This window comes from Wenyingzhuangia gilva (assembly GCF_030519655.1).
GTDB classification, from domain to species: domain Bacteria; phylum Bacteroidota; class Bacteroidia; order Flavobacteriales; family Flavobacteriaceae; genus Wenyingzhuangia; species Wenyingzhuangia gilva.
The window spans coordinates 439178-452218 of sequence record NZ_JAUMIT010000001.1 but is presented as its reverse complement, the minus strand read 5'-3'; the positions used below and the strand labels follow the sequence as shown (position 1 = coordinate 452218).

At 31.1% G+C, this 13041-nt stretch carries 11 protein-coding genes; all 11 read left to right on the top strand.

Features of this window, described 5'->3' with window-relative positions; translation table 11 throughout:
• Nucleotides 1-7: 7 nt before the first annotated feature.
• The 11 genes from wecB to QVZ41_RS02075 all read left to right on the top strand — a co-directional run bounded on the left by wecB (nt 8) and on the right by QVZ41_RS02075 (nt 13034).
• Nucleotides 8-1138 carry a non-hydrolyzing UDP-N-acetylglucosamine 2-epimerase gene (wecB, locus tag QVZ41_RS02125; RefSeq protein WP_302882895.1) on the top strand — a complete coding sequence of 377 codons (1131 nt, stop codon included), beginning with the start codon at nt 8-10 and terminating at the stop codon, nt 1136-1138.
• 2 nt (nt 1139-1140) lie between these two features.
• A complete protein-coding gene (locus QVZ41_RS02120) occupies nt 1141-2319 on the top strand; it encodes a glycosyltransferase (RefSeq protein ID WP_302882894.1) in 1179 nt (392 codons plus the stop codon).
• A 111-nt stretch (nt 2320-2430) separates the two neighbouring features.
• Nucleotides 2431-3594: a glycosyltransferase gene (locus QVZ41_RS02115; protein WP_302882893.1), complete on the top strand. Its 1164-nt coding sequence runs from the start codon at nt 2431-2433 to the stop codon at nt 3592-3594.
• A complete protein-coding gene (locus QVZ41_RS02110; RefSeq protein ID WP_302882892.1) occupies nt 3595-4527 on the top strand; it encodes an NAD-dependent epimerase/dehydratase family protein in 933 nt (310 codons plus the stop codon).
• Nucleotides 4528-4842: 315 nt separating this feature from the next.
• Entirely contained in the window at nt 4843-5790 is a 948-nt protein-coding gene (locus QVZ41_RS02105) for a GDP-L-fucose synthase family protein (RefSeq protein WP_302882891.1), read from the top strand.
• Between the two features lie 60 nt (nt 5791-5850).
• Nucleotides 5851-6195, top strand: coding sequence for a four helix bundle protein (locus QVZ41_RS02100; RefSeq protein WP_302882890.1), 345 nt, complete (start codon nt 5851-5853; stop codon nt 6193-6195).
• Between the two features lie 68 nt (nt 6196-6263).
• Nucleotides 6264-7442 carry a GDP-mannose 4,6-dehydratase gene (gmd, locus tag QVZ41_RS02095; protein WP_302882889.1) on the top strand — a complete coding sequence of 393 codons (1179 nt, stop codon included), beginning with the start codon at nt 6264-6266 and terminating at the stop codon, nt 7440-7442.
• Nucleotides 7443-7483: 41 nt separating this feature from the next.
• The gene (locus QVZ41_RS02090) at nt 7484-9019 is read left to right on the top strand and encodes a lipopolysaccharide biosynthesis protein (RefSeq protein WP_302882888.1); all 1536 of its coding nucleotides are present in this window, start codon (nt 7484-7486) and stop codon (nt 9017-9019) included.
• 11 nt (nt 9020-9030) lie between these two features.
• Nucleotides 9031-10083, top strand: a complete 1053-nt coding sequence (locus tag QVZ41_RS02085) for an NAD-dependent epimerase/dehydratase family protein (protein WP_302882887.1) — start codon at nt 9031-9033, stop codon at nt 10081-10083.
• Nucleotides 10084-10112: 29 nt separating this feature from the next.
• Nucleotides 10113-11858 (top strand): thiamine pyrophosphate-binding protein, encoded by a 1746-nt coding sequence (locus QVZ41_RS02080; RefSeq protein WP_302882886.1) that lies wholly within the window; start codon nt 10113-10115, stop codon nt 11856-11858.
• A gap of 45 nt (nt 11859-11903) precedes the next feature.
• Nucleotides 11904-13034 (top strand): polysaccharide pyruvyl transferase family protein, encoded by a 1131-nt coding sequence (locus tag QVZ41_RS02075; RefSeq protein WP_302882885.1) that lies wholly within the window; start codon nt 11904-11906, stop codon nt 13032-13034.
• Nucleotides 13035-13041 lie beyond the last annotated feature (7 nt).

Sequence of the window (13041 nt, the reverse complement as noted above, 5' to 3'; positions counted from 1 at the left end):
ATGAAAAATGAAAAAGTTAAAAGTTCTTACAGTAGTAGGTACAAGGCCAGAAATTATTAGACTTTCTAGAGTGTTATTAAAATTAGATGATACTGAAAGTATTGATCACGTTTTGGTACATACAGGACAGAATTATGATTATGAGTTAAATGAAGTGTTTTTTAACGATCTAGGCTTAAGAAAACCTGATTATTTTTTGAATGCGGCGGGTGGAAATGCAACGACTACGGCAGGACAAATTTTAATTAACATAGATCCTGTACTAGAGGAGGTAAAACCAGATGCTTTTTTAGTGTTAGGAGATACAAATTCATGTTTGTGTGCAATTGCAGCCAAAAAAAGAAAAATCCCAATTTTTCATATGGAAGCTGGTAATCGTTGTTTTGATCAACGTGTTCCAGAAGAAACAAATAGAAAAATTGTAGATCATATTAGTGATATAAATCTAACCTATAGTGATATTGCAAGAGAGTATTTATTAAGGGAGGGACTACCTGCAGATAGAGTCATTAAAACGGGTTCCCCTATTTTTGAAGTAGTCACCGCGTATAATAAACAAATAGAAGAATCTGAAGTATTGTCTAGACTAGAGTTAAAAAAAGGATTATATTTTTTAGTATCAGCCCACAGAGAAGAAAATATAAATTCAGATAATTTCTTAAAATTAGTAGAATCTTTAAATGCAATTGCAGAAAAATATAAGTTACCTGTAATTGTTTCTACACATCCTAGAACTAGAAATAAAATTAATGAAATGAAGGTTGAGTTCAATTCTTTGGTGAGTTTAATGAAACCCTTAGGTTTTCACGATTACAATAACTTACAGAGAAATGCAAAAGTGGTATTGTCTGATAGTGGAACAATTTCTGAAGAATCCTCAATTATGAATTTTTCTGCATTAAATATACGAGAAGCTCATGAAAGACCAGAAGCCATGGAAGAAGCTTCTGTAATGATGGTTGGACTTTCTCCTGAAAGAATAATGCAAGCATTAGTCATCTTAGAAAAGCAAAACATAGGTAAAGAAAGATTGTTAAGGCCTGTTGCAGATTACTCCATGCCGAACGTATCTGATAAAGTGGTAAGAATAATTTTGTCCTACACAGATTATATTAACAGAGTAGTTTGGAATAAATAGGTATGAGTAAAGGAACAATTATATATATTGGAGGATTTGAGATGCCGGATAAAAATGCTGCAGCACAACGAGTAGTCGCTAATGCTAAGGTGCTTAATTCGCTAGGTTTTAAAGTAGTTTTTATAGGGGTGTCTAAATCAATTGATGAGGCAATAGTAAAAGAGAAACATTTTAATTCAGACGTCTATGTTAAGAAATATCCAACAGGAGTTAAAGAGTGGTTTAAGCATTGGGTATCCTATAAAGACTATATAAAAATAGTGAAGTCTTACAAAAATGTAAATGGAATTATAGCTTACAACTTTTCATCTTATTCTCTTTACAGGTTAAATATTTGGGCTAAAAAAAATCAAATAAAAATCATTTCAGATTGTACGGAATGGTACGAGGTTGCTAAAGGAGAAAGTTTTTTAAAAAAACGAATAAAGACATTTGATATTTACACAAGAATGCACATCATGCATACTAAATTAGATGGAGCCATTGTCATTAGTAATTATTTACAAAATTTTTACGAAAAAAAAGGGGTAAAAACGATAAACATTCCTCCTTTGGTAGATAGTAAAGCCCTAAAATGGTTATACCAAGAACAAAGTGTCAGAATAGAACAAGACAGGGTTGAGGTCATTTATGTGGGCTCTCCTTTTTCAATTGAAACCAAAGGACAAAAAGATCGGCTAGATAATCTTGTAGGGATGTTTATAGACTTGTCTAGTGAAATAAAAGTAAGGTTAAATATAGTTGGTATAGAGAAAGAAATGTTTTTGGAATTTTATCCCGATTTACAATATAATTTAGAGGATGAAGTAGTTGTTTTTTATGGAAGAAAACCTCATTTAGAGGCAGTTGAGATGCTGAAAAAATGTGATTTTTCAATATTTTTAAGAGAAGATACGTTAGCAAATCGTGCAGGGTTTCCAACAAAGTTTGCTGAAGCTATTACATTAGGAGTACCAGTTTTAACAAATAAAAGCACTAATTTATCGGACTTTTTAATAGAAGGACAAAATGGATTCTGGCTAGATACTAGTAATTCAAATTCCTTAAAAGAAAGTTTGCGAAAAGCATTGCTTACAGATAGAGTAAAGTTAAATCAGATGAAAAAAAATACAATCAAAACGGAACTGTTCGATTTTAGAAAGTATACTTCGATATTTGAAGCATTCTTAAAAGAAATTTAGTGTTTACTTCTAATATTTATTTATGTTGGTTGTAAACAAGAATGTTGATGAGGGGAGAAAAAGAAATGTCATTTTACAACAAGTGTCAACACTAAAAGTGAAGTAAAATAAATGAGTATGAAGATAGCATTGGTTGAGAATTTTGGAGCTGATTTTGTGGGAGCTAGGCTGAGATATGCTGTGTTTTTAAAAAATAAAGGTTTTGAGGTTTATGCAATAATTCCTAAAGATGGACATAAGATGTTGATTAAGAGGGAAAAGATCAATGTGATTGAAGTTGAAGATAGCATTAGAGATAAAGGAATAAAATCAAAAATAAAGTACGCAAGTGAACTAAGGGGGATCCTAAAAAAAGAAAATTTTGATATTGTTCACTTTTATAGGTTACAACCAAACTTGATTGGAACTTTTATAGCTGGGCTTTACACTTCATCTAAAATTGTGAATCATATAACGGGTTTAGGGGTTGTTTTTTCTAGTAATAATACAAAAAGTAAGATCCTACAATTAGTAATTAAGCTTTTATATAAACTTAACAACTATTGCTTTAAACCCTATACTGTTTTTCAGAATAAAGAAGATATTCAAGAATTAGGTTTTAAAGAAAGAGTCTATTGTATTGAAGGAAGTGCAGTAAATGAAGATAGATTTAATGATCAATCAAATTTAAATAATATAAAAAAAATCAATGAACTTAGAGAGCAACTTAAAATCTCTAAAGAGAGTAAAATTATTGTTTTTGTCTCTAGATTATTAAAAGAAAAAGGAGTGTTAGAGTTGGTTAAGGCCGTAATCAAAGTAAATGAAAATTATGCCCCTCCTATAAGTTTGGTGGTTGTTGGCTGGAGTGATATTCAAAACCCTTCCGCTGTTAATCCTAAAGATTTAGAAGAATTAGCCAAGGAATTTGATTATATTAATTTTTTAGGAAAGCGATCTGATATTGAGGTTGTTATAGGAATGGGAGATGTGTCTATTTTACCAACATATTATAGAGAGGGAACTCCTCGGTTTTTATTAGAATCGATGGCTGTTGGAAAACCAATAATTACAACTGATATGCCAGGGTGCAACCATTTAATTGATAAAGAGAATATGAATGGTTTTTTAATAAAGCCTAGAAATGTAGAAGCAATTCAAAAAGCCATTGTGGAAGTTTTAAAAAGTGACATAGATGTTTTAGGAAAGAATAGTCAAAAATTATACAAAGAAAAATTCTCAGAAGACAAGGTTTATTCGGCCCTACTTAACATTTATACTTCAATTGTAGAATAAATGAAGAAAAACATAACAATCACAGGAGTTACAGGTTTTGTTGGGCAAAATTTAAGCCCATATTTAGAAAAAAATAGGTCAAATAAAATAAAAGGAATTTCTAGGAGTGCAAAAGAAACAAAAATGATTTCTTATAGTCATTTAACTTCTCAGGAATGGAATAATATGCATGTTTTTATTCACTTAGCAGGAAAAGCGCATGACCTAAAAAAAACATCTCAAGACCAAGAATATTTTCAAGTAAACACAGAGTTAACAATTCAATTATTCAACCAGTTTTTGCAAAGTACTTGTGAAACTTTTATATACATGAGCTCTGTAAAAGCAGTGGCAGATAAAATGGAAGGAGTTTTAACTGAAGAAACACATCCAAATCCGCAAACAGTTTACGGACAATCCAAACAAAAAGCTGAGGAGTATTTGTTGAACCAGCCTTTACCTAAAGGGAAAAGATTATACATACTAAGACCTTGTATGATTCATGGACCTGGGAATAAAGGAAATTTAAACTTATTATATAGTTTTGTGTCTAAAGGAATTCCATATCCATTTGGAGGGTATCAAAATCAGCGATCTTTTTTAGCTGTTGAGAATTTATGTTTTGTCATTAAAGAAATCATAGAAAACAAGGATATTCCAAGCGGAGTATATAATGTTGCAGATGATGAGTCTTTGTCAACCACAAATTTAGTAAGCATCATTGGAGAAGCCATTAACAAGCCAACAAAAATTTTAAAGATTCCAAAAAGCATCGTAAAATTGATGGCAAAACTAGGAGATGTAATTCCCTTACCTGTAAATAGCGAGCGTTTAGATAAATTAACCGAGAATTATTTGGTGAGTAATGTAAAAATAAAAAAAGCCATAAAAAAAGAGTTACCAATTAATACGAAACAAGGAATCGTCAAAACCATAAAATCTTTTAAGAAATAAGTTGCTTTAGTAGAATATCGAATGTTTATGGATATCACAGTATTTAAGGTTGAAATTGTAGTTGTTTTTAACAAACCACATCAAGTATTAAGAATATTCAAAATCAAATAATCAAACAAAAATTAATTGCTTGTTTATCATAAATTTAATGTGAAAACAATTTTCGGTTGTTTATATTTGTCAAAAGAAAAAGTTACAATTGTTTTGGTAAATCAATGTGAAAAGTTGACAGAAGTGAGTTTTTTAGTCAACAAATTTCAAATATATAATTGAGGGATATCGTAAATAATTAGAAGTATAGATAAAAAGAAGGCTATGAATAAAAACAAAAAGATATATGTCGCTGGCCATAGAGGAATGGTGGGAAGTGCAGTATGTCGAGTGTTAGAGCAAGAAGGTTATACAAATGTCATTGGAAAAACTAGTAAAGAATTAGATTTAAGAAATGCAATTGCGGTCAAAGAATTCTTTGAAACCGAAAAACCAGAGGTGGTAATTGATGCTGCAGCCAGAGTAGGAGGGATTTTAGCAAACAATGATTATCCTTATCAATTCTTGATGGAGAACATGCAAATTCAGAACAACCTGATTGATGCAGCGTTAAAACAAGACATTCAAAAATTCATTTTTTTAGGAAGCTCTTGTATTTATCCAAAATTTGCTCCTCAACCTTTAAAAGAAGAATATTTATTAACCGATACTTTAGAACCCACAAATGAGTGGTATGCCATTGCCAAAATAACAGGAGTCAAAGCTTGTCAAGCAATTAGAAAACAATTTGGAAAAGACTTTGTGTCTTTAATGCCTACAAATTTATATGGAACCCACGATAATTTTGACTTACAAACATCTCATGTCCTACCAGCCATGATTCGCAAATTCCATGAAGCAAAATTGAACAGTGAGCCTGTCGAACTGTGGGGGAGTGGAACGCCAATGAGAGAATTCTTGTTTGTAGACGACATGGCAAAATCAGTAGTATTTGCCTTAGAAAATGTATTGCCAGAGCATTTATATAATGTGGGAACAGGAGAAGATCTAACCATCAGAGAATTAGCAGAAACCATTCAAAAAGTAGTAGGGCATACTGGAGAAATCATTTGGGACAGCTCAAAACCTGACGGAACCCCTCGAAAGTTAATGGATATCTCCAAAATGCATGCGTTAGGATGGAAACATCAAGTAGGGCTAGAAGAGGGAATTCAAAAAACCTATCATTGGTTTCTAGAAAACATAGAAAGCTTTAAACAAGTAAAATTATAATTGGATAACGACCACCGCTCATCGAAAATCGAGTAGCGAACATCGGACAACGAACAAAAAATGGAATCAAATCTTGAAGTTTGGAAATTAGCACATCAATTAACATTGGAGGTATATCAAATTTCTAAAAACTTTCCTTCTTCTGAAATATATGGTTTAACGAGTCAGATAAGGAGAAGTTCAAGTAGTGTTCCAACAAATATAATAGAAGGACATGGACGACAATATAAAAAAGAATTTGTACAGTTCTTATACATCGCCAAAGGTTCTTTAGAAGAAACAAATTATCAACTATTTCTAGCAAGAGATTTAGAATATATCTCAAGTGAAAAGTATGAGGAATTATATGAAATGTGTACACGAGTAAAAATGATGTTATATAAATTAATAAAATCATTAAAATAACACCGACAAGCGACGATCGAAGAGCGAACAACGGTCATCGGAAACCGAACAACGAAAACTAAAAAAATATGAAAGTAGCATTAATCACAGGAATCACAGGTCAAGATGGATCTTACTTAGCAGAATTATTATTAGAAAAAGGATACATGGTACATGGTATCAAAAGAAGATCATCTTTATTTAATACGGATAGAATAGATCATTTATACCAAGACCCACATGATCCAAATCAAAGGTTAAAGTTACATTATGGAGATTTAACAGACTCTATGAATCTTACACGTATCATACAAGAATGTCAGCCAGATGAAATTTACAACTTAGGAGCCATGTCTCATGTAAAAGTATCATTTGATTGTCCGGAATATGTAGGAAATGTAGATGGTTTAGGAACCCTAAGAATCTTAGAAGCAGTAAGACTTTTAGGGCTGACAGAAAAAACAAGAATTTACCAAGCTTCTACTTCCGAGTTGTTTGGAGGATTACCAGAGAATAAAAATGAAAGAGGGTTTTATGATGAAAACTCACCTTTATATCCACGTTCTCCTTATGGAGTAGCAAAAATTTATGGTTTTTGGATCACAAAGAACTACCGTGAGGCCTATAACATGTATGCGTGTAATGGATTGTTATTCAATCACGAATCTCCAAGAAGAGGAGAAACGTTTGTGACTCGTAAAATTACCCGTGCGGTGGCAAAAATTGCTCTAGGTTTACAAGATAAAATTTACTTAGGAAATTTAGAGGCAAAACGTGACTGGGGACATGCCAAAGATTATGTTCGCATGATGTGGATGATTTTACAAGCAGACAAAGCAGAGGACTGGGTCATTGCCACAGGGGTAACTACAACAGTGAGAGATTTTGTTCGTATGGCATTTAGCGAAGTAGGAATTGAATTAGAATTTAAGGGAACAGGAGTAGACGAAAAAGGGTTTATCAAAAGCATAGATAAAGAAAAATACGAGGCAGCTACAGGAATGAATATCGACCATCGAACATCGAAAAGCGAACTTCGACCAACCATTGGCAAAGAAGTCTTATCTGTAGACCCTTCTTACTTCCGTCCAACAGAAGTAGACTTATTATTAGGAGATCCAACTAAAGCAAAAGAAAAACTAGGATGGGTACCAGAATATGACTTAGCAGGTTTGGTAAAAGACATGATGCAAAGCGATGTAAAGTTGATGAAAAAAGACAAAGACATGTTAGCAGCGGGGCATGAGATTTTAAAGCAGGTGGAGTAAGCAATAATTAAGTCATTGAAGAGTGCAAATTATAAAAATAAATGAATAAAATTTCAAGTAACAAAACGATTTTAAAGAATACTTTAATGTTGTATATCAGACAGATACTTAGCTTAGGTGTCAGTCTATATACAGTCCGAGTTGTCTTAGACGTGTTAGGCGCTGAAGACTATGGTATTTATAGTGTTATTGGAGGTATTGTGATGTTTTTTTCTTTTTTAAAAGGATCCATGTCTTCAGCAACACAACGTTTTTTTTCTTTTGCAATAGGAGAAAATGACGAATTGAAGTTAAATCAGATTTTTTCAGTTAATTTATTAATTTACTTCCTAATAGCTGTTTTTTCATTAATTTTATTAGAAGTAATAGGTTTTTGGTTTGTTAAAGAATATTTGAAACTACCTGAAATAAGAATTGATGCTGCTTTAAATATATACCATTTTTCAGTTTTCACCTTTTTTGTTACAATATTTTCGACTCCATTTACTTCGGCAATTATTGCTCATGAAGATATGCATATATATGCTTACCTATCAATTATTGACGTACTGATGAAACTTGGGGTGGTGTTTCTATTGGTGGTTCTTGAGGGTGATAAATTAATTCTATACTCACAACTTTTGTTTACTGTTTCGGTTGTTTTATTTGTTGTATATGGCTGGATATGTACTAGAAGGTATCAAGAATGTCAAATATCAAAATTTTATTGGAATAAGAAGATATTTTCAGAAATTATAGGGTTTACTGGCTGGACGTTGTTTGGTCAATTTACTAGCGCAGCTAGAAATCAGGCTGTAGTTGTTTTGGTAAATCAGTTTTATAATCCTGTAGTGGTTGCATCCACGGTAGTTGCTAGAAACATTTCTACTCAAATACAAATGTTCTCTAACAATTTTAATTCTAGTTTGTATCCACCAATTATAAAATCATACGCTTCTGATAACAAGGTTAATATGTTTGCATTAATTCATAGCGGATCAAAAATAACTTTTTTTTTAATGTGGATTTTTGCTTTACCATTTCTTTTAGAAATGGATGTGATATTAGGATTGTGGCTTAAAACTATTCCAGAAGGAACAATTCTGTTTACAAGGTTGGCTTTAATAGAGGTACTTGTTAATTCTATAAGTCTTCCAATTCAAACTGCTGCAAGGGCTCCGGGCAGGATGAAAGTATATGAGCTTGTTTTAGGTTTTATTCAGATTTTAATTTTTTTAGCGTCTTGGCTGTTCTTTTATTTAGGATATTATGCATATATAATATTTGTTGTTGCAATTGTAGCTAATGCAATAATGTTTTTTGTTCGTTTGTTAATAGTTAAGTATTTAGTAGATCTTTCTATTCAAGAATTCTTAAGCAAAGTATTTTACCCCGTAGGATTAGTGGTGCTAGTCACAACATTAGTATCTTGTACATATAAATATTTAATTTGTCAGACTAATGATGTTCCTCAATCGCTACTAGCTATATTGGTGTATGTAATTTGTATCTTACTGAGTGTATATTTCATTGGTTTAGATAAAGAATGGAGAGTCAAACTGAAGAATATGATAGTACAAAAAATAAAGTTTAATTAAATGACTTCATTATGAGAATTTTAATACTTGGAGGAACTGGTGCTATGGGTGTTCATTTAGTAGATTTATTATCAAAAACTCAAGACAAGGTTTTTGTTACATCACGTAGTGAGAGGGATTCCTATGAAAATATAACATATATTCAAGGAAATGCAAATCAAGATGAGTTTATAGCTAAATTGATGCAAAAAAAATGGGATGCAATTATTGATTTTATGGTGTATTCAACAGAGTCTTTTAAGAACAGAGTGGAGTTACTTTTAAAAGCTACATCACAATACATTTTTATAAGTTCCGCAAGAGTTTATGCTGAAACAAATCCCGTAATAACAGAGTCCTCTCCAAAATTATTACATGTTTCTAAAGATGAAGAATATTTATCTACAGATGAATATGCATTAACTAAAGCACGACAAGAAGATATACTGAAAATATCAGTAGAGAAAAATTACACAATTATTAGGCCGTATATTACTTACAGTGAAAGAAGATTACAATTAGGTGTATTAGAAAAAGAAGATTGGCTTTATAGAGCATCAAGAGGAAGAACAATTGTTTTTTCTGAGGATATGATAGATAAAAGGACAACACTAACATATGGGCTAGACGTGTCTTTTGCTATTTTTAAGATTATCGGAAAACAAGAAGCTTTAGGGAATGAATTTCATGTCACTAACAATCAAAGTGTAACATGGCGTTATGTACTTAATGTGTATAAAAAAGTAATTGAAAATCACACAAATAAGAAAACTAAAATATTATTACAAAATAAAGAAAGCTTTTTTAAACATCATGACGCAAAATATCAAGCCTTATATGATAGGTTTTATAACAGGTGCTTTGATAATTCTAAAATTTCAAAACTTGTTGATACAAGGGAATTTATAGAGGTTGAAAAGGGGTTGCAAAATTGTTTGCAAGAATTTTTTAAAAATCCACACTATATAAAAATAAACTGGAGAAAAGAAGCAGTGAAAGATAGAGCAACAGGAGAATTTGCTTCTTTGTTAGAAATAAAGAAATTAAAAGATATTGCGAGATACTTGAAATACAGGTTTTTTTAATTTTTTTCGCAAAAAATAAATGATACATTATGGGAAAGTTTTATACAGATGAGAAAAATGCTCAAATTATTATCGCTCTACTAAAAGAGCATGGAATTAAAAAAGTTATAGCTTCGCCGGGTACTACAAATATGGCGTTAGTGGTTAGTATGCAGTTTGATCCTTTTTTTGAAGTCTATTCTTCTGTAGATGAAAGATCTGCAGCATACATGGCGTGTGGTTTGGTTGCCGAGTCTGGTGAGCCAGTCGTTATAAGTTGTACAGGAGCTACAGCTTCAAGGAACTATTTGCCTGGTTTAACTGAAGCTTACTATCGTAAGCTACCAGTTTTAACAATTACATCTACCCAGCCAATATCGAGTATAGGACATAATATAGCACAAGTAATTGATAGAAGTTCTTTACCGACTGATATAGCTAATTTAAGCTTAACCTTACCTATTGTTGAAAATGAACAAGAAAAATGGGATTGTGAAATTAAAGTAAACAAAGCTATCTTGGAATTAAAAAGAAATGGAGGAGGACCAGTACATATTAATTTACCAACTACTTATGGAACTTTTGAAACAAAAGAACTTCCTATAGCTCATAAAATAGAGAGATATGAATTAATAGATAAAATGCCAAGATTACTAGAAAATGATCTTATAGCTATATTTATTGGAGCACATGTTAAAATGTCTAATGAGCTAACTTTATCAATAGAAAAATTCTGTGAAAAAAATAATGCAGTTGTTTTTTGTGATCATACTAGTGGTTACTATGGTAATTATAGAATATTAGGGTCTATTTTAGGTGGGCAATCAATGGGATTGTCAAATTTTAAACGTCCAGATTTAGTAATTCATATTGGTGAAGTAACGGGAGACTATTATTCATCACCTTTGATAAGAAATAAAGTATGGAGAGTAAGCCCTGATGGAGAGATAAAAGATACCTTTAAAAAATTAATTAAAGTGTTTCAAATGGATGAGGCAAGTTTCTTTAATTATTATGCCATTAATGGTTTAAATATGTCTAAAAACACATATTTTCCTTTGTGCACTAACAAAATAGAGGAGTTAAGAAGTAAATTACCAGAAATCCCATTTTCAAATATTTGGATAGCTTCAATGATGGCTCATTTAATTCCCCAAAAATCAACGATACACTTTGCTATCTTAAACAGTCTACGTTCGTGGAATTTCTTTGAGTTACCAAAATCTGTAGAATCATCATCTAATGTCGGTGGATTTGGAATAGATGGTTGTATGTCTACGTTAATTGGTGCTTCTTTAACAAATAAGGAGAAGTTATATTTTAGTGTTATTGGAGATTTAGCTTTTTTCTATGATATGAATGTGTTAGGAAATAGGCATGTTGGTAATAATCTCAGAATTTTAATGATAAATAATGGTGTAGGAACTGAGTTTAGACAATACAATCATAGGGCTTCGGAATTTGGGAATAGCGCAGATGCATTTGTAGCAGCTTCAGGTCATTATGGACAAAAATCTCCAAAATTAGTTAAAAATTATGCAGAAAACTTAGGTTTTGAGTATTTAACAGCTTCTAATAAAAAAGAGTTCACAGATGTATATAAAAGATTCTTAGAAAGCGATATTACTGAAAAATCAATGTTTTTTGAAGTTTTTACAGAAAATGAAAAAGAAAGCTATGCGCTTGAGAGAATGTTAAATATTGAAGAGAATGTTAAAGGAAAAGCGGTGAAAGTAGCAACACAACTTATTGGTAAAAAAGGAATTAAAGGGCTTAAAGGGATTATTGGGAAATAAATAACTAAACAGCAAAACATCCTTTTTGGAGTAAAATTTAAATAAATGAAAATAGCAATTTTAACACAACCATTACACAACAATTATGGGGGGCTTCTTCAAGCTTTTGCTTTACAAAAAGTACTTAAGAAAAAACTAAATATTGAATCAGAAACCTTAGACATAGGCTATAGTTCTTCTTTTATTTCAAAATTAAAAGGTGTTGTTAAATTGAACATAGACAAGTTTATTTTCCAAAAAAAAATAAGACCACAATTTAAACCAACAGAAGAGCAAAAAAAGAAAATAGCCACACACACAGATGCCTTTAAAAATGAGTATATTAAACTTGGACAAGGAAAATATACCAAACAGAATTTAGGAGACTTACAAAAATTAAATTATGATGGTTATGTGGTTGGAAGTGACCAAGTTTGGAGGCCTAGATATTCTCCAAATATTCAAACCTATTTTTTAAATTTTTTAAAAAATAACTCAACATCAAAACGTATTTCTTATGCAGCTTCTTTTGGTGTAGATTTTAACGAGTTTAAAGATAGAGATTTATATAAATGTGCTAGCCTTTTACAAAAATTCGATGCTGTTTCTGTAAGAGAAGAAGGAGCAGTAAAATTATGTGAAACAAAGTTTGGGGTAAAATCAAAGCTAGTCTTAGATCCTACATTATTGTTAGAAGTAGACGATTACAAAGCTTTTTTTGATAAAGATTTAGAAACAAAAAAACAGATAATGTTTTATGTTTTAGATCCTGAATATGCAAATAAAGAAATTGAGACTAGTGTTAAAGAGTATTTTGATTTGCCATTGTTTAAAATTATGCCAAAAGCAATGAATGAAGAAAGTGTAAAAAATATTAAAGATTGTATATATCCTCCTGTAGAAGATTGGATAGAAGGATTTTTAACGAGTGAATTCATTATAACAGACTCTTTCCACGGAACCATATTTTCAATACTATTCAACAAGCAATTTATAACTATTGGCAACGAAGTAAGAGGAATGTCTAGATTTAATTCTGTCTTAAAAATATTTAATTTACAAGATAGATTGGTAAGTGATTTAGATGGTATTAAAAAGGTTTTAAAAACTAAAATAGATTATACAGCTGTAAATAAAATTTTAGAAACAGAAAAGGAAAAATCTTTAGATTTTTTAAAAGAAAGCCTCTTAAAATAAATTATTT

Coding starts and splice junctions, on each gene's coding strand:
- wecB (WP_302882895.1), top strand. CDS start 8: ATGAAAAAGTTAAAAGTTCTTACAGTAGTAGGTACAAGGCCAGAAATT.
- QVZ41_RS02120 (WP_302882894.1), top strand. CDS start 1,141: ATGAGTAAAGGAACAATTATATATATTGGAGGATTTGAGATGCCGGAT.
- QVZ41_RS02115 (WP_302882893.1), top strand. CDS start 2,431: ATGAGTATGAAGATAGCATTGGTTGAGAATTTTGGAGCTGATTTTGTG.
- QVZ41_RS02110 (WP_302882892.1), top strand. CDS start 3,595: ATGAAGAAAAACATAACAATCACAGGAGTTACAGGTTTTGTTGGGCAA.
- QVZ41_RS02105 (WP_302882891.1), top strand. CDS start 4,843: ATGAATAAAAACAAAAAGATATATGTCGCTGGCCATAGAGGAATGGTG.
- QVZ41_RS02100 (WP_302882890.1), top strand. CDS start 5,851: ATGGAATCAAATCTTGAAGTTTGGAAATTAGCACATCAATTAACATTG.
- gmd (WP_302882889.1), top strand. CDS start 6,264: ATGAAAGTAGCATTAATCACAGGAATCACAGGTCAAGATGGATCTTAC.
- QVZ41_RS02090 (WP_302882888.1), top strand. CDS start 7,484: ATGAATAAAATTTCAAGTAACAAAACGATTTTAAAGAATACTTTAATG.
- QVZ41_RS02085 (WP_302882887.1), top strand. CDS start 9,031: ATGAGAATTTTAATACTTGGAGGAACTGGTGCTATGGGTGTTCATTTA.
- QVZ41_RS02080 (WP_302882886.1), top strand. CDS start 10,113: ATGGGAAAGTTTTATACAGATGAGAAAAATGCTCAAATTATTATCGCT.
- QVZ41_RS02075 (WP_302882885.1), top strand. CDS start 11,904: ATGAAAATAGCAATTTTAACACAACCATTACACAACAATTATGGGGGG.